Source organism: Pseudomonas sp. Leaf59 (assembly GCF_920984685.1).
In the GTDB taxonomy this organism is placed as follows: Bacteria; Pseudomonadota; Gammaproteobacteria; order Pseudomonadales; family Pseudomonadaceae; genus Aquipseudomonas.
The window spans coordinates 21,698-39,397 of the sequence record NZ_CAKLBR010000033.1; the positions used below are offsets into that span (position 1 = coordinate 21,698).

General features: G+C 63.0%; 14 protein-coding genes. 10 read left to right on the forward strand and 4 right to left on the reverse strand.

The genetic code is table 11. The features are described 5' to 3' along the window. Window positions 1-91 precede the first annotated feature (91 nt). The 4 genes from LUB09_RS23345 to LUB09_RS23360 form a co-directional block, all read right to left on the reverse strand. A complete protein-coding gene (locus tag LUB09_RS23345; protein WP_209985616.1) occupies window positions 92-1,066 on the reverse strand; it encodes a serine/threonine protein kinase in 975 nt (324 codons plus the stop codon). Window positions 1,067-1,338: 272 nt separating this feature from the next. Beyond that, window positions 1,339-3,237, reverse strand: a complete 1,899-nt coding sequence (locus LUB09_RS23350; RefSeq protein WP_209985612.1) for a PhoX family protein — start codon at window positions 3,235-3,237, stop codon at window positions 1,339-1,341. A 79-nt stretch (window positions 3,238-3,316) separates the two neighbouring features. Next, the gene (locus LUB09_RS23355) at window positions 3,317-4,081 is read right to left on the reverse strand and encodes a TOBE domain-containing protein (protein WP_231423813.1); all 765 of its coding nucleotides are present in this window, start codon (window positions 4,079-4,081) and stop codon (window positions 3,317-3,319) included. Between the two features lie 52 nt (window positions 4,082-4,133). Further along, window positions 4,134-4,871 (reverse strand): ComF family protein, encoded by a 738-nt coding sequence (locus tag LUB09_RS23360; RefSeq protein ID WP_231423814.1) that lies wholly within the window; start codon window positions 4,869-4,871, stop codon window positions 4,134-4,136. Window positions 4,872-4,963: 92 nt separating this feature from the next. Between LUB09_RS23360 and bioB the strand changes: the two genes are divergently transcribed. The 10 genes from bioB (at window position 4,964) to LUB09_RS23410 (ending at window position 17,364) form a co-directional block, all read left to right on the forward strand. After that, complete coding sequence (gene bioB / locus LUB09_RS23365; protein WP_209985601.1) at window positions 4,964-6,019, forward strand: biotin synthase BioB; 1,056 nt, start codon at window positions 4,964-4,966, stop codon at window positions 6,017-6,019. A 148-nt stretch (window positions 6,020-6,167) separates the two neighbouring features. Then, window positions 6,168-7,337 (forward strand): 8-amino-7-oxononanoate synthase, encoded by a 1,170-nt coding sequence (bioF, locus tag LUB09_RS23370; protein ID WP_231423815.1) that lies wholly within the window; start codon window positions 6,168-6,170, stop codon window positions 7,335-7,337. Next, window positions 7,330-8,061 (forward strand): alpha/beta fold hydrolase, encoded by a 732-nt coding sequence (locus LUB09_RS23375; RefSeq protein ID WP_231423816.1) that lies wholly within the window; start codon window positions 7,330-7,332, stop codon window positions 8,059-8,061. The genes bioF and LUB09_RS23375 overlap by 8 nt, the downstream gene beginning before the upstream one ends. Further along, window positions 8,054-8,863 carry a malonyl-ACP O-methyltransferase BioC gene (gene bioC / locus LUB09_RS23380; protein WP_209985592.1) on the forward strand — a complete coding sequence of 270 codons (810 nt, stop codon included), beginning with the start codon at window positions 8,054-8,056 and terminating at the stop codon, window positions 8,861-8,863. Before LUB09_RS23375 ends, bioC begins: the two co-directional genes overlap by 8 nt. Further along, window positions 8,863-9,543: a dethiobiotin synthase gene (bioD, locus tag LUB09_RS23385; RefSeq protein WP_231423817.1), complete on the forward strand. Its 681-nt coding sequence runs from the start codon at window positions 8,863-8,865 to the stop codon at window positions 9,541-9,543. The genes bioC and bioD overlap by 1 nt, the downstream gene beginning before the upstream one ends. A 105-nt stretch (window positions 9,544-9,648) precedes the next feature. After that, the gene (locus LUB09_RS23390; RefSeq protein ID WP_231423818.1) at window positions 9,649-9,930 is read left to right on the forward strand and encodes a pyrroloquinoline quinone biosynthesis protein PqqE; all 282 of its coding nucleotides are present in this window, start codon (window positions 9,649-9,651) and stop codon (window positions 9,928-9,930) included. Window positions 9,931-10,251: 321 nt separating this feature from the next. Further along, entirely contained in the window at window positions 10,252-12,057 is a 1,806-nt protein-coding gene (locus LUB09_RS23395; protein WP_209985584.1) for a phenylacyl-CoA dehydrogenase, read from the forward strand. A 235-nt stretch (window positions 12,058-12,292) separates the two neighbouring features. Next, complete coding sequence (locus LUB09_RS23400; protein ID WP_209985581.1) at window positions 12,293-13,582, forward strand: GGDEF domain-containing protein; 1,290 nt, start codon at window positions 12,293-12,295, stop codon at window positions 13,580-13,582. Window positions 13,583-13,672: 90 nt separating this feature from the next. Next, a complete protein-coding gene (locus LUB09_RS23405; RefSeq protein WP_231423819.1) occupies window positions 13,673-15,442 on the forward strand; it encodes an acyl-CoA dehydrogenase C-terminal domain-containing protein in 1,770 nt (589 codons plus the stop codon). A 143-nt stretch (window positions 15,443-15,585) separates the two neighbouring features. Continuing rightward, a complete protein-coding gene (locus LUB09_RS23410; protein ID WP_231423820.1) occupies window positions 15,586-17,364 on the forward strand; it encodes an acyl-CoA dehydrogenase C-terminal domain-containing protein in 1,779 nt (592 codons plus the stop codon). The last annotated feature ends 336 nt before the right edge of the window (window positions 17,365-17,700 follow it).

Consider the following 17,700-nt stretch of genomic DNA (forward strand, 5'->3'; position numbering starts at 1 on the left):
TGTGCGAGGGGACTTGCTCTCGATAGCGGTGTGACAGCCAATCCCGCTTTAGCTGACACACCGTCATCGGGAGCACGCCCCCTCCCACCGGTTAAAACAGCTTCAGGGGTTCTTCGTTGAGCGCCGACAGTTGCTCGCGCAACGCCAGCACCTGGTCGCCCCAATAACGCTCGCTGCCGAACCAGGGGAAACTGTGGGGGAACGCCGGGTCGTCCCAACGCCGGGCCAGCCAGGCGCTGTAGTGCATCAGGCGCAGGGCGCGCAGGGGTTCGATCAGCGCCAGTTCGCGGGGGTCGAAGTCATGGAATTCCTGATAGCCATCCATCAATTCCGACAGTTGCCCCAGGCATTCCTGGCGATCACCGGCGAGCATCATCCACAGGTCCTGCACCGCCGGGCCCATGCGGCAGTCGTCCAGGTCGACGATGTGGAACATTTCGTCACGGCACATCATATTGCCGGGGTGGCAATCGCCGTGCATGCGGATGTTCTTGTGCGGCGTGGCCTTGTACACCTCTTCCACGCGCTTGAGCAGGTCGCGGGCGACCGACTCGTAGGCGGGCAGCAGGCTTTTGGGGATGAAGTTGCCTTCGAGCAGGGTGGTGAGGGAGTCGTGGCCGAAGTTCTTCACACCCAGGGCTTCGCGGTGTTCGAACGGGCGGGTTGAGCCCACCGCATGCAGTCGGCCGAGCAGTTGCCCAAGGCGGTGCAGTTGATCAAGGTTGCCCGGCTCCGGCGCGCGGCCACCCCGGCGTGGAAACAGCGTGAAGCGGAACCCGGCGTGTTCGAACAGGCTTTCACCGTTGTGGATCATCGGCGCAACCACCGGCACGTCGCACTCGGCCAGCTCGAAGGTGAAGCGGTGTTCCTCGAGGATCGCCTCGCTGGTCCAGCGCTGCGGCCGATAGAACTTGGCGATCAGCGGCTCGCTGTCTTCGATGCCCACCTGATACACGCGGTTTTCGTAGCTGTTGAGCGCCAGCACGCGCGCATCGCTGAGAAAACCGATGCTTTCGACGGCGTCGAGGACCAGGTCGGGGGTGAGTGTTTCAAACGGGTGGGCCATGCGAACTCCTGCGCGCAGCAGGGCGCCGCGTCGGGCCTCGTATGGTAGCGCACCGGGACTGGGATAGGTGGTTGTCTGTGGCGAGCAGGCTTGTCCTGCGTTGGGGTGCGAAGCGCCCCCAATTCAGCAAAACGCGGTGTACCTGATACGGCTCAGAGCCTGGCTTTGGGGCTGCTGCGCAGCCCAACGCAGGACAAGCCTGCTCGCCACAGTAAGCCTGCTCGCCACAGGGTTTTTGGGTTGGCTGAAATCAAGGTAGGCGGCTGTAGCGGTCAGGCGCCGACAATGCCCCCATCGTCGCGCCGGATCGCGACCACGGAGGACCGCGGCTTGCCATTGGGCAGATGCTCCGGCCAGGTCGAGCCGCCGGTTTCGCCTGGATGCTGAATCCCCACGAACAGCGTCTTCTGATCCGGCGAAAAGCTGATGCCCGTCACCTCGCACGCTACCGGCCCGACCATGAAGCGGCGGATCTCGCCGGTATTCGGGTCGGCGCAGAGCATCTGGTTATTGCCCATGCCCGCGAAGTCGCCGGCATTGCTGTAGTCGCCATCGGTGAGGATCCACAAGCGCCCGGCCTTGTCGAACCCCAGGCCATCGGGGCTGTTGAACATGTTCTGCGGGTTGATGTTGGACGAACCGCCCTTGGGCTGGCCGGCGTGCACGCCGGGGTTGCCGGCGACCACAAACAGGTCCCAGCTGAATGTACTGCTGCCATGGTTATCGGCATCGGCCTTCCAGCGCAGAATCTGGCCATACACGTTTTTCTCGCGCGGGTTGGGCCCGCCCACCGGCTGGCCGTCTTCGCCGCGCTTGGCGTTGTTGGTGAGGGTGCAGTAGACCTGGCCGTCCGTGGGGCTCACCACGATCCATTCCGGGCGATCCATGCGTGTGGCCTTGACGATACTGGCGGCCAGGCGTGCGTGGATCAGCACTTCGGCCTGGCTGGCAAACCCGCTGCTGGCGTCGATGCCGTTTTTACCGTGGGTCAGCTCGACCCATTGGCCCTTGCCCCTTGGATGATCCGCATCGCCATCGCCTGCGTCGAAGATCGCCACGTACAAGGTGCCGTGGTCGAGCAGGTCTCTGTTGGCCTTGGGGTTATCGTGGATGATCGGGTCGCGGCTGATGAATTTGTAGATGAATTCGCCGCGCTCGTCGTCGCCCATGTACACCACGGCGCGGCCATCGCGGGTTTCGGCCAGGGCCGCGTTTTCGTGCTTGAAGCGGCCCAGGGCAGTGCGCTTGACCGGGGTGGATTGCGGGTCGAACGGGTCAATCTCCACCACCCAGCCGTGGCGATTGAGTTCGTTGGGGTTTTTGGCCATGTCGAAACGCGGGTCATGGGGGTGCCAGTTGATTTCTTTGCTGGCGGCGACCACGCCGTAGCGTTTTTGCGCGGCATCGAAGCTCTGCTGCGGGTTGCTGCTGCCGAAACAGTCGGTGAAATTTTCTTCGCAGGTCAGGTACGTGCCCCATGGAGTCTTGCCGTTGGCGCAGTTCTGGAAGGTGCCGAGGACTTTTTTGCCGGTGTTGTCGGCGCTGGTTTTCAGCCAGGCGTGGCCGGCGGCGGGGCCGCTCAGGCGGATCGGCGAGTTGCCGTGGATGCGTCGGTTGTAGCGCGAGTCCTGAACGAACTGCCAGGTATCGCCGCTGCGCCGCACCTCGATCACCGACACGCCTTCGCTGGCCAACGCCTTGCGCACGTCTTCGGCCGACTGCGGCGCGCCGCCGTGGGCATAGAGGTAGCGGTAGTTGGTGTACTCGTTGTTGATCGCCAGCAGCGCGCGGTTGTCGTCGCCGGGAAAGGCGAACAGGCTCATGCCGTCGTTGTTGTCGCCGAACTGCTGTTCCTGGGCCTTGGCGCTGCCGTTGCCGGACGGGTCGAACGCCGGGGCGTGCCTGCTCAGCGGCTGGCCCCAGCTGATCAGCACCGAAGCGTTGTAACCCGGCGGCAGGGTGATGGTGTCGCGGGTATCGGCGGCGATGCCGGCAAAGCCCAGCAGCGGGCTGGCGGAGGCGGCGTTGACCGCGAGGGCGCTGCGGCTGAGCAGGTTGCCGCCGAGGAACATCGCGGCCCCGCACAGGGCGCCGGCGCCGATAAAGCGGCGGCGGGTGAGGCCGACCATCTGTTCAAGGTCGGTGGCTTGGTTTTCTTCTAATAGGTTCATTGCAGGCTCCCAGCGGTTTTTGCAGACACCTTAAGGAGCACGCGTGACGAAATTGTTGCAGGTTGAAGACGGTCAGCGCCTACGCGGGCGTGCCGAGCAGGACATTGCCGGGCGCGAACTGCACCTGGATCGGCTGGCCTGCGACGGCATCGAGTGCCTTGAGCGCGGCGGGCTGCGCCAGGGCGCACAACACCGGGCCATTGGGCAGGAGGATGCGCACTTCGCTGGGGCCGTCATCGGCGTCGAGAATCGTCTCGATTCTACCGCTCAGGCAATTGTGTCCAGGTGTTGCGGCGTGCTCCGTTGCCAGCAGTTCCAGCCAACCGGCCTTGATCAGGGCCACCACTTCCACGCCTGGCTCCAGCTCCAGCCGTTGTGTGCTGTCGTGGGTGATGCGCGCGTCCAGAGTGAGCCCGCCGGGCAGTTCCAGGCGAATCAAGTCGTTACGGCCCTGGGCCTGGATGGCGATGACCTGGCCGTGCAACTGATTGCGCGCGCTGGTGCGCAACATCAAGCGTCCCAGCAGGTTGAAGTCGCGGGCGGCCTCGTCCGAACCGAGCACCTCGGCCTGCAAGGCCTGCAAGCGCTGATAGAGGCGCAATACGCGATCGCCTTCAAGCGTCAGCCTGGCGCCGCCACCGCCCTTGCCGCCGACGCTGCGTTCCACCAACGGCTTTTGCGCAAGGTTATTGAGTTCATCAATTGCGTACCAGGCGGCCTTGTAACTCAAACCGGCCGCTTTGGCGGCGCGGGTGATGGAGCCCTGCTCGGCAATATGCCCGAGCAGGGCAATGCGTTGCGGGCGGCGGATGATGTGCTGGCTGAGAGAGGTGGGCAGAGACATGGGCACACACTGCAGTGGGATGAGCGGACGTTGCCGCCGTGGCGCATGAGAGTCAAGCGCCGGGCTTGGGCGTGCGGGCCAGGCAGTACACGTCGACCCGGCGTGCGCCGGCGCCCATCAACAGCCGCGCCAGGCTGTGGGCGGTGGCGCCGGTGGTGAGGACGTCGTCCACCAGCGCCAGGTGACGGCCTTGCACCTGGGCGCCGGGGGCCAGGGTGAAGGCGCGCAGCAGATTGCGTTTGCGGGTTTTGCCGTCGAGGTCCTGCTGGGCCACGGTTTCGAAGGGCCGCAGCAGCAGGTGGGGGTCGCAGGGGATGTCGAGGTCGGTGCTGAGCCAGCGCGCCAGCATCAGCGCCTGGTTGTAGCCGCGCTCGCGCAAGCGCCTGGGCGCCATGGGCACCGGCAGCAGGCAGTCGGGGCGCGTGAGTTCGGTGGTGTCGAAGCGGTGTTGCAGATAGACCCCGAACAAGCGCCCCAGCATGTGCCCGAGGGGCCAGCGGGCCTGGTGCTTGAAGCGACTGATCAGGGTGTCGACGGGAAAGCTGAACGTCCAGGGCGCGATCACGTGTTTAAACGCCGGCGGTTGCGTGTGGCATTGGCCGCATATCAGGCCGTCCATCGGCAGGGGCAGGGCGCAGACTTCGCATGCATCCATCAGCCAGGGCAGCTCGGTTTCGCAGGCGTTGCACATACAATCGATGGATTGGGTCGCTTCATCGCAGATTAAACAGGTTTGGTTGTTTTTTAACCAGATGTAAACTTCGCGTTTGAGGTTAAGTTGACAGTGCATGAATCTTCCTTAAATATGCCGAGCATCCGTGTCGTGCCTGTGGGTATTGCCCTTCCCGCAGCGTCTGCCCAAGCATAATCAAGGAATCGCCCATGAGCGCCAGCCTCACTGCCACTCTTCGTCACGACTGGTCTTTGGCCGAAGTCAAAGCACTGTTCGTGCAGCCGTTCAATGACCTGTTGTTCCAGGCGCAGACCGTGCACCGCGCGCATTTCGACGCCAACCGCGTGCAGGTGTCGACCCTGCTGTCGATCAAAACCGGCGCCTGCCCGGAAGATTGCAAATATTGTCCGCAGTCGGGTCACTACAACACCGGCCTGGAAAAAGAAAAGCTGATGGAAGTGCAGAAGGTCCTCGAAGAGGCCGCCCGCGCCAAGGCGATCGGGTCGACCCGCTTCTGCATGGGCGCGGCGTGGAAACACCCGTCGGCCAAGGACATGCCTTACGTGCTGGAGATGGTCAAGGGCGTAAAGGCCATGGGCCTGGAAACCTGCATGACCCTCGGCCGTCTCGATCAGGACCAGACCGAAGCGCTGGCCCAGGCCGGCCTTGATTACTACAACCACAACCTGGATACGTCGCCGGAGTTCTACGGCAGCATCATCACCACCCGCACCTACGGCGAGCGCCTGCAAACCCTGGCCTACGTGCGCGATTCGGGGATGAAGATCTGTTCCGGCGGCATCCTCGGCATGGGCGAGTCCCTCGACGACCGCGCCAACCTGCTGATCCAACTGGCCAACCTGCCGGAGCATCCGGAGTCGGTGCCGATCAACATGCTGGTGAAAGTGGCCGGCACACCGCTGGAAAACGCCGAGGACATCGACCCGTTCGATTTCATCCGCATGCTCGCCGTGGCCCGCATCCTGATGCCGCAGTCCCATGTGCGGCTGTCGGCCGGCCGTGAGGCGATGAACGAGCAGATGCAGGCGCTGGCGTTTTTTGCCGGGGCCAACTCGATTTTCTACGGCGACAAATTGCTGACCACCGCCAACCCGCAGGCGGACAAGGACATGCAGCTGTTCTCGCGCCTGGGGATTTTGCCGGAGGCCCGTGAAGAGCACGCCGATGAAGTGCACCAGGCGGCGATTGAGCAGGCGCTGGTGGAGCAGAAGAGCAGCGAGCAGTTCTATAACGCTGCTGTTTGATTGATTGAAATGAGAGACCAGTGTGGGAGGGGGCTTGCTCCCGATGAGGGCGTGTCAGTCGGTACATGCATTGACTGATTCACCGCTATCGGGAGCAAGCCCCCTCCCACAGTTTTGGCCGAGTTGAATCTGATAAAACCGAGGCCTCATGTCCTTCGATCTCGCCGCGCGCCTTGCTGCCCGCCGTGCCGAACACCTCTATCGCCAGCGCCCGTTGCTGCAGAGCCCGCAAGGGCCGCAGGTGGTGGTCGACGGTCAGCCGTTGCTCGCCTTTTGCAACAACGACTACCTGGGCCTGGCCAATCACCCGCAGGTGATCGAAGCCTGGCGTGCCGGTGCGTCGCGCTGGGGCGTGGGCGGCGGCGCTTCGCACCTGGTGGTGGGCCATGCCACGCCGCACCATGAACTGGAAGAAGCGCTGGCCGACCTTACTGGTCGCCCACGTGCGCTGTTGTTCACCACCGGCTACATGGCCAACCTCGGCGCGGTCACGGCGTTGGTGGGGCAGGGCGATACGGTGCTTGAGGACCGTCTCAACCATGCCTCGCTGCTGGATGCCGGTCTGTTGTCCGGCGCGCGCTTCAATCGCTACCTGCACAACGATGCCCAGAGCCTGGCCAAGCGCCTGGAGAAAGCCACCGGCAATACGCTGGTGGTCACCGATGGCGTGTTCAGCATGGACGGCGACCTGGCCGACCTGCCCGCGCTGGCCCGTGCAACCCGCGCCAAAGGTGCCTGGTTGATGGTGGACGACGCCCATGGCTTTGGTCCGCTGGGCGCCAATGGTGGTGGCATCGTTGAGCATTTCGGCTTGAGCCAGGAGGACGTGCCGGTGCTGGTCGGCACGCTGGGCAAGGCGTTCGGCACCGCCGGCGCGTTTGTGGCGGGCAGTGAGGAACTGATCGAAAGCCTGATCCAGTTCGCCCGGCCGTATATCTACACCACCAGCCAACCGCCGGCGCTGGCCTGCGCCACGCTTAAAAGCCTTGAGCTGTTGCGCACCGAGCATTGGCGGCGTGAGCACCTCAACGGGCTGATCCGCCAGTTCCGCCGGGGGGCCGAGCAGATGGGCCTGGCGCTGATGGACAGTTTCACGCCGATCCAGCCGATCCTGATTAGCGACAGCGCCAAGGCCATGCGCCTGTCGCAGCGGCTGCGCGAGCGCGGCATCATGGTGACCGCCATTCGCCCGCCCACCGTGCCCGCCGGCAGCGCCCGGTTGCGCGTGACGTTGACGGCAGCCCACAGCGAGGCGCAGGTGCAACAGCTGCTTGACGCATTGGAAGCGTGTTTCTGCCTGGAGGCCGAGCATGCGTGACCGCCTGATTCTGCTGCCCGGCTGGGGCCTTGGCGTGTCGCCGCTGGAACCGCTGGCCGCCGCCCTGCGGGGCCTGAACGCCCATCTGCAGGTACAGGTCGAGCCGCTGCCGACGCTGGCGTCCAGCAACCTCGACGAATGGCTGGACGAACTCGATGCCACGCTGCCGGACAACGCCTGGCTGGGCGGCTGGTCGCTGGGCGGCATGCTCGCCTCGGAACTGGCGGCGCGGCGCGGTGAGCGCTGCTGCGGTGTGCTGACGCTGGCGAGCAACCCGTGTTTTGTCGCCCACGATGGCTGGCCTCACGGCATGCCCGCCGAGACCTTCGATGCGTTCCTCGCGGGCTGCCACGCCGATTCCCAGGTCACCCTCAAACGCTTTGGCCTGTTGTGTGCCAAGGGCTGCGCGGACCCTCGCGGGCTGTCGCGCTTGTTGGTCAGTGGCGCGCCGCATAGTGCCCCCGGTGTGCTGATGCCGGGCCTGGAGCTGCTCGCCCAAATGGACACCCGCGCCGCCTTGCAGGGATTTCGCGGGCCGCAGTTGCACCTGTTTGCCGGTCTTGACGAACTGGTGCCTGCCGAAGCTGCCGGCCAATTGCTGGCGTTGCTCCCCGATGTGGAAATCGGCCTGATTGAACAGGCCGGTCACGCTTTTCTTCTGGAGGACCCCCACGGTGTCGCGGGGGCCATCCAGGCTTTTTTGCACGAGTGCGTTGATGACTGATCTCTCCCATCCTGCCTTGCCGGGCGCCTTGCCGGACAAGCGCGAGGTCGCCGCCTCTTTTTCCCGCGCCGCTGCCAGCTACGACAGCGTGGCCGAGCTGCAGCGCGCCGTAGGGCATGCGCTGCTGGCTCGTGTGCCGTCTGCCTGCGCGCCACAACGCTGGCTGGACATGGGCTGCGGCACCGGCTATTTCAGCCGTGTGCTGGGCGAGCGCTGGCCTGCCAGCGAAGGCATCGCGCTGGACATTGCCCAAGGCATGCTCAACCACGCGCGGCCGCTGGGTGGCGCCTCTCACTTCATCGCCGGTGATGCCGAACGCTTGCCGCTCAAGGCTGACAGTGTGCAGCTGCTCTTCTCCAGCCTTGCGGTGCAATGGTGTGGCAATTTCGAGGCGGTGCTCGGTGAGGCATCGCGCGTGCTGCAACCGGGCGGGGTGCTGGCCTTTGCCAGCTTGTGCGTGGGCACGCTGGATGAGTTGCGCGAAAGCTGGCGCGCTGCCGATGGCATGGTTCATGTGAATCGCTTCCGCCCGTTCGAGGCCTATCAACGCTTGTGTGCGGCCAGTGGCTTGCGGGTGGTGAGCCTGGAGCGGCGCCCCCATGTGTTGCACTACCCGGATGTGCGCAGCCTGACCCACGAACTGAAGGCGCTGGGGGCACATAACCTGAACCCGGGCCGTCCGGGCGGCCTGACCGGCCGCGCGCGGATGGTTGCGCTGGTGGACGCTTACGAGCAGTTTCGTCAGGCCCAGGGCCTGCCGGCCACTTATCAAGTGGTGTACGCCGTACTGGAGAAACCTTGATGAGCGCTGCGTATTTCATCACCGGCACCGACACCGATGTCGGCAAGACCACCGTTGCCGCCGGCCTGCTGCATGCCGCGCGCCGGGCCGGTAAAAGCACCGCTGCGGGCAAGCCGGTGGCGTCGGGTTGTGAGGTCACTGACGAAGGCTTGCGCAATGCCGATGCCCTGGCGTTGCTGGCCGAATGTTCCGTGCCGCTGAGCTATGCCGAGGTCAACCCGGTGGCCTTCGAGCCGGCCATCGCGCCGCATCTGGCGGCGCGCGAGGCGGGTGTGGCATTGACGGTGCCGTCGTTGCTCGGGCCGATGCAGCAAATTCTTGCGCGACAGGCGGATTTCACCTTGATCGAAGGCGCGGGCGGCTGGCGCGTACCCCTGGCGGACCAGGAAAACCTCTCGGACCTGGCCATGGCGCTCAAGCTGCCGGTGATTCTGGTGGTGGGCGTGCGTCTTGGCTGCATCAGCCATGCGCTGCTGACGGCCGAAGCAATTGCGCGGGACGGTTTGACGCTGGCGGGGTGGGTGGCCAATATCATCGACCCGGCGACCTCCCGTCTGGAAGAAAACCTCGCCACCCTGGCCGAGCGCCTGCCGGCGCCTTGCCTGGGGCGCGTGCCGAAACTCACGCACGCCGGGGCTGAAGCGGTCGCCGACTACCTGCATTTGCACCTGCTTGACTGATTTTGGCTATCAGCAGGCATTGTGCCATTAGTGTTTTTAGCGGGCCTTTTGCCAGATTGTCTGCTTCAATTCAGCTTCACGATTCTCTAAAGGCAGGCCTACGCCATGGAAATCTCTGGAAGCAGCGCGTTTTACTCGGGACTGAGCAGCATTCAGGCCGGGCAAAGCCGTGTCGACCAGGCCGCCGGCAAGATCGCCAGCGCCGCCACCACTCAGCCTTCGGCCGCGCAAAGCGACCGTCTGCAAGCCAACGACCGTGCCCAGGCAGCCAATTCGGCGAGCAACATGGTTGAAATGGCCCAGGGTAAATTTCAAGTAGAGCTGGGCGTCAAAGTCGCCAAGGCTTCGGATGAAATGCTGGGCAGCCTGATCGACACGTACGCCTAGTCATTGAACAGCTGAGAGGGGGGGTTGCTCCCGATAGCGGTGGGTCAGTCACTGGATGTACGACTGATATATTCGCCATCGGGAGCAAACCCCCTCTTACATTTGGCGCGGTTTTATCCTGATCATCTCTACACTCAATTTGACGCAGTGGCTTTGCGTGCGCTTCGTCGTGCCTGGCGCTTGGGTGCGTCAAGACAAACGGTGCCCGGACGACCCTTGACAACCCCAGGTCGTAAACGTATGTTTCAAACACCTGTTTGACCGCCCTGGCACTTCCGCGCGGTTTGTTCATCCCAGATTCATCAGCAGAGGTTTATCGCTATGCCTGACTACAAGGCCCCCTTGCGTGATATTCGCTTCGTTCGTGACGAACTGCTCGGCTATGAAGCGCACTATCAAAGCCTGCCGGCTTGCCAGGACGCTACGCCGGACATGGTGGACGCCATCCTCGAAGAAGGCGCCAAGTTCTGTGAGCAGGTGCTGGCCCCGCTGAACCGTGTGGGCGACATCGAAGGCTGCACCTGGAGTGAGTCAGGCGTTAAGACCCCGACTGGTTTCAAGGAAGCCTACAAGCAGTTCGTCGAAGGCGGCTGGCCGAGCCTGGCCCACGATGTGGAGCACGGTGGTCAGGGCCTGCCGGAATCCCTGGGCCTGGCGGTGAGCGAAATGGTTGGCGAGGCCAACTGGTCGTGGGGCATGTACCCGGGCCTGTCCCATGGTGCGATGAACACCATCTCCGAGCACGGTACCCCCGAACAGCAAGAGGCTTACCTGACCAAACTGGTGTCGGGCGAGTGGACTGGCACCATGTGCCTGACCGAACCGCATTGCGGCACCGACCTGGGCATGCTGCGCACCAAGGCCGAGCCTCAGGCCGACGGTTCGTACAAAGTCTCGGGCACCAAGATCTTTATCTCGGCCGGTGAACACGACATGGCCGACAACATCGTCCATATCGTACTGGCCCGCCTGCCGGACGCACCGGCCGGCACCAAAGGCATCTCGCTGTTTATCGTGCCCAAGTTCATTCCAGATGCAGACGGCGCCATTGGCGCGCGCAACGCAGTGAGCTGTGGCTCCCTGGAACACAAGATGGGCATTCACGGCAACGCCACCTGCGTGATGAACTTCGACGCGGCCACCGGTTACCTGATCGGCCCGCCGAACAAAGGCCTGAACTGCATGTTCACCTTTATGAACACCGCTCGCCTGGGCACCGCGCTGCAAGGCCTGGCCCACGCCGAAATCGGCTTCCAGGGTGGCTTGAAATACGCCCGTGATCGCCTGCAGATGCGCTCCCTCACCGGCCCGAAAGCGCCGGAAAAGGCTGCCGACCCGATCATCGTGCACCCCGACGTGCGCCGCATGCTGCTGACCATGAAAGCCTTCGCCGAAGGCAACCGCGCGATGGTGTACTTCACCGCCAAGCAGGTCGACATCGTTAAATACGGCACCGACGACGAAGCCAAAAAACAGGCTGATGGCCTGCTGGCCTTCATGACGCCGATCGCCAAGGCGTTCATGACCGAAGTCGGTTTTGAATCGGCCAACCACGGCGTGCAGATCTACGGCGGCCACGGCTTTATCGCCGAGTGGGGCATGGAGCAGAACGTGCGCGACAGCCGCATTTCGATGCTGTACGAAGGCACCACCGGTATCCAGGCGCTGGACCTGCTCGGCCGTAAAGTGCTGATGACCCAGGGCGAAGCGCTCAAGGGCTTTACCAAAATCGTGCACAAGTTCTGCCAGGCCAACGAAGGTGTTGAGGCGGTGCAAGAGTTCGTGACGCCGCTGGCGGCGCTGAACAAGGAGTGGGGCGAGTTGACCATGAAGGTCGGCATGGCCGCGATGAAAGACCGTGAAGAAGTCGGCGCCGCTTCGGTGGACTACCTGATGTACTCCGGTTACGCGTGCCTGGCCTACTTCTGGGCCGACATGGCGCGAGTGGCGGCTGAGAAGCTGGCGGCCGGTACCAGCGACGAGGCGTTCTACACCGCCAAATTGCAGACCGCGCGCTTCTACTTCCAGCGCATCCTGCCGCGTACCCGTACCCACGTGGCTACCATGCTGTCGGGCGCCAACAACCTGATGGACATGAAAGAAGAGCACTTCGGCCTGGCTTACTAAGCCTTCGGAGTTTTCTGAAACCGCCGCCCTCAGGGGCGGCGGTTTTTTTGTGGGAGGAAACAAGTCCCTCCCCCATTCGGTTGATGTTGAATACAGAAAAAACGGAGTCACGTTCAGGGATTGCAACCTTCTGCCGTTAAAGTGATGGCAATTTGATGCATGTACCGCGGAATGTGATTAACTGTCGCCGCCGTGTCTCGATGCCATCCTCCATTTGCGGGTCGGAGCTCAACCCTTGTCACGCGTGTCCGCAGTGCGCTTCAGTCACTTTCTGCCCTCATTGCTGCTGTTGCTGGCGGGGCTTTCGGCTGCGTACCTGAAGGACCTCAATGTGTTCTTCACCTCGCTGTTTAACGTGCTGCCGACCCTGGTGCTGCTGCTGGGCGGCGCGTACTGCGCGGTCTATCGCCGCCAGCGCGAACTGTTCCTGATGATCACCGTGTACATCGTGTATTTCCTGCTCGACACCCAGACCGACTTCTACCGCGACAACGGCCGCGTGCGCGCAGACGCGGCGGTGGTGTTTCATCTGTGTTGCCTGCTGCTGCCGTTGCTGTTCAGCATTTACGCGCTGTGGCAGGAAAAGACCCACCTGTTTCGCGATTTCATCGCACGCTGCGCAGTGTTGCTGGCGCTGGGCAGCGTTGCGCTGGCCCTTGAACAACGTTATCCCCAGGGGCTGCTGGACTGGCTGGCGGAGATTCGCTGGCCAATGCTGCATGGCACCTGGATGAGCCTGATCCAGCTGGCGTACCCGATGTTCCTGGTGGGTTTCGTCACCCTGGCCGCCCAGTACTGGTATCAGCCGCGCCCCTTGCATGCAGCGCAACTGGTGGGGTTGCTGGGGCTGTTCTGGATGCTGCCGCAAACGTTCATTCTGCCGTTTACCCTGAACATCATGTGCAGTCAGGTGATGCTGATGATCGCTGCCGGCGTCGCGCATGAGGCCTATCAGATGGCGTTTCGCGATGAACTGACCGGCCTGCCGGGGCGCCGCGCGCTGAATGAGCGCATGCAGCGCCTGGGGCGCAACTATGTGCTGGCAATGACCGACGTCGATCACTTCAAGCGCTTCAACGACACCCACGGCCACGATGTGGGCGACCAGGTGCTGCGCCTGGTGGCGAGCAAGCTGTCGAAGGTCAACGGCGGCGGGCGAGCCTATCGCTACGGCGGTGAAGAGTTCGCCGTGGTGTTTGCCGGCAAGACCCTGGACGAGTGCTTGCCGCACCTGGAGGAAATTCGCGAGATCGTCGCCCATTACGACATCAAGCTGCGCAACCCGGATCGGCCCAACGACGATCAACAGGGCCGCCAGCGCCGTGCGGACAGCGGTGCGTCGAGTGTGTCGGTGACCGTCAGCATCGGCGTGGCCGAGCGTCAGGCCGAGCAACGCACGCCCGAAGAAGTGCTCAAATCCGCCGACCAGGCGCTGTACGCGGCCAAGGGCGCCGGGCGTAACTGCGTGGTGGCGGCCGGGCAGAACCGGCGCGGCGCGGTACGCATGGAGCGCGCTGCGGGTTGAGTAATGGCGCTGTATTCAGCGGCGCTACAGTGATTGTTCGCGGCAGCGGCCGGCAGTAGGTTGAAACCATCTGCTGCCGGAGAAACTGTCATGCCTGAATACAAAGCTCCCCTGCGCGACATGCGCTTTCTGATCGACAACGTGTTCGACTTCCACAGCCATTACGCCGCCCTGGGCGCGACCGACGCCAGCCCGGACATGGTCAGCGCGATCCTCGAAGAAGGCGCGAAATTCTGCGAAAACGTACTCGCACCGCTCAACCGCAGCGGCGATGAGGAAGGCTGCCACTTTGACAACGGAGTGGTCACCACGCCCAAGGGGTTCAAGGACGCCTTCGCCCAGTATGTGGAAGGCGGCTGGCATGGCGTGGCGGCGGACCCGGCCTACGGTGGCCAGGGCTTGCCGCAGTCACTGGGCCTGGTGCTGAGCGAGATGATCGGTTCCAGCAACACGTCCTGGGGCATGTACCCCGGCCTCACCCACGGTGCGATGTCGGCGATCCACGCCCACGGCACCGAAGAACAGAAAGCCACGTTCCTGAGCAAACTCACCGCCGGCGAATGGACCGGCACCATGTGCCTCACCGAGGCCCATTGCGGCACCGACCTGGGCCTGATCAAGACCCGCGCCGTGCCCCAGGCGGATGGCAGCTATGCGGTCACCGGCAGCAAAATTTTCATCTCCGCCGGCGAGCACGACCTGAGCGCCAATATCATCCACCTGGTGCTGGCCAAGTTGCCGGATGCGCCGGCGGGCACCAAGGGGATCTCACTGTTTATCGTGCCCAAGTTCCACGTCGATTCGGGCGAGCGCAATGCGGTGCAGTGCGGCTCCATCGAACACAAGATGGGCATCAAGGCGTCCGCCACTTGTGTGCTGAATTTCGATGGCGCCAAAGGGTTTTTGATCGGCGAGGCGAACAAGGGCCTCAACTGCATGTTCACCATGATGAACCACGCACGCCTGGGCACCGGGATGCAGGGCCTGTGCAATGGCGAGACGAGCTTCCAGGGGGCGGTGAAATACGCCAATGACCGCCTGCAAATGCGCTCGCTGACCGGCGCCAAAGCGCCCGAGAAAGCCGCCGACCCGATCATCGTGCATGCCGATGTGCGGCGTATGTTGCTGACCATGAAAGCCTTTAACGAAGGCAATCGCGCGCTGACTTATTTCACTGCGCAGTTGATCGACACGGCGCACCTGAGCAGCGATGCCACGGCGCGCCAGGAAGCCGACGACCTGCTGGCGTTCCTCACGCCGATCTGCAAGGCTTTCATGACCGACACCGGGCTTGAGGTGACCAACCACGGCATGCAGGTGTTTGGCGGGCACGGTTATATCCGTGAATGGGGCATGGAGCAGTTGGCGCGCGATGCGCGGATTGCGCCGATTTATGAGGGCACCAATGGCATCCAGGCCCTCGACCTGCTGGGGCGCAAGGTGCTCGGCAGCCAGGGCAAGTTGCTGCGCGGGTTTACTAAAATTGTGCATAAGTTCTGCGGGGCGAACGCCGAACATCCGCGGCTCAAGGCGCAGGTGGCGCAGCTCAATCAGTTGAATCAGGAGTGGGGCGAGCTGACGACCAGGGTGGGGATGGCGGCGATGAAGAACCCGGACGAAGTGGGCGCGGCGGCGGTGGATTACCTGATGTACAGCGGCTACATCATCCTCGCCTACCTGTGGCTGCGCATGGCGATTGCGGCGCAGGCGCTGGATGACGCTGAGTTTGCCCAGGCCAAGCTGGCGACGTGCGACTTTTACTTCAAGCGGCTGTTACCGCGTACGGGCATGCACCGGGCGGCGGTGGAGGCAGGCAGTGACTGCCTGATGAGCTTGCCGGCGAATGCGTTTGCGCTGTAACGGTGTGGGAAGGGGCTTGGTGTGACTCTGAAATACTTGGCAGTCACGAACTGACGCTATGTGTCTGAAAAGTTGTTCGGTTACACTTGGGGCCTGTAAAACCGATCCCATTGAATCACTTTTACGTTCTCACGAGGTTTGCCATGGCTGATTACAAAGCGCCGCTGCGTGATATGCGCTTCGTCCTCAACGAAGTGTTTGAGGTCGCCACCACCTGGGCCCAATTGCCGGCACTGGCAGACAGCGTCGACGCCGAAACCGTCGAGGCGATCCTCGAGGAAGCCGGAAAAGTTACCGCCAAGTCCATCGCCCCGATCAGCCGTGGCGGCGATGAACAAGGGTGTCGCTGGGACGACACCGCCGTGTTCACTCCGGACGGTTATCCACAAGCCTACAAAACCTACGCCGAAGGCGGCTGGGTGGGTGTCGGCGGCGATCCTGCCTTTGGCGGCATGGGCATGCCCAAAGCGGTATCGGCCCAGGTCGAAGAAATGATCAACTCGGCCAGCCTGGCGTTTGGCCTGTATCCGATGCTGACGTCCGGCGCCTGCGTGTCGATCGCCACCCACGCCACCGAAGCGCTCAAGGCCACTTATCTGCCGAAGATGTATTCCGGTGAGTGGGCAGGTTCCATGTGCCTGACCGAAGCCCATGCCGGCACCGACCTGGGGATTATTCGCACCAAGGCCGAGCCGCAGGCGGATGGTTCGTACACCATCAGCGGCACCAAGATCTTTATCACCGGTGGCGAACACGACCTCACTGAAAACATCATCCACCTGGTGCTGGCCAAGCTGCCAGACGCGCCAGCCGGGCCAAAGGGCATCTCGCTGTTTCTGGTGCCCAAGTTCATGGTCAATGCCGACGGCAGCCTGGGCGCGCGTAATCTGGTGAGCTGCGGCTCCATCGAACACAAGATGGGGATTCAGGCGTCCGCCACCTGCGTGATGAATTTCGACGGGGCTGTGGGGTTTCTGGTGGGCGAGCCTAACCGTGGCCTGGCGGCAATGTTCACCATGATGAACTACGAGCGTCTGGGCGTGGGCATCCAGGGCCTGGCCTCCGGTGAGCGCTCTTACCAGAACGCGATTGAATACGCGCGCGACCGACTGCAAAGCCGCTCGCCAACCGGCGCCCAGGCCAAAGACAAAGTGGCCGACCCGATCATCGTGCACCCCGACGTGCGTCGCATGCTGCTGACCATGAAAGCGTCGAACGAAGGCGGTCGCGCATTCTCCACCTACGTGGCGACGCAGTTGGACATCGCCAAGTTCAGCGAAGACGCTGCCGCGCGTGAGCGGGCGGACAATCTCGTAGCATTGCTGACCCCAGTGGCCAAGGCGTTCCTCAGCGATCTGGGCCTTGAGACTACTGTGCTGGGCCAGCAGGTGTTTGGCGGCCATGGCTATATTCGCGAGTGGGGCCAGGAGCAACTGGTGCGTGATGTACGCATCACCCAGATCTACGAAGGCACCAACGGCATCCAGGCGCTGGACCTGGTGGGGCGCAAGATCGTCGGCAGCGGTGGCGCGTTCTACACGCTGTTTGCCGATGAAGTGCGCGAGTTCATCGCCTCCGCTGGCGCCGAACTGGGCGAATTCACCCGGCCGCTCGGTAAGGCTGTGGATAACCTCGATGAGCTGACCGCCTGGGTGCTGGATCGCGCCAGAGCCAACCCGAATGAAATCGGTGCGGCATCGGTGGAGTATCTGCACGCCTTTGGCTATATGGCCTACGCCTATATGTGGGCGCGCATGGCCAAGGCGGCGTGGGGCAAACAGGCTGAGGAAGACTTCTATGCGAGCAAGCTGGGCACTGCGCGCTTCTACTTTGCGCGCCTGCTGCCGCGTATTCATTCGCTGAGTGCGTCGGTCAAAGCCGGTAGCGAATCATTGTTTTTGCTGGATGAGGCCCTATTTTAAGGCTTTAAAGGGCGTGTAAGCATTCTCTTACATGACGTGCTGCTATTCGTCCTCTATCGCCAAATTGGATCCATCGATAATCTACTTCACATGGACGTCGCGCAGGAAGCGCAAAGCAACAACACGGACACGTAGGATTCTGCCAGGATGGCGGAGTGAAATGGATGTCAGGGAAACAGTCTGCAAAGCCCCGCTTCGGCGGGGTTTTCTTTTGGTGCGCCAGGCATGGCGCGTTGCGCGAAGCGCAACCAGTTTGGCTGTGGTGGCCACGCTGGTGACTTGGAGGTGAAAGTCCTCTACACACCCGGCAAGGGGAAGTGTTAGCCAGAGGCAAGG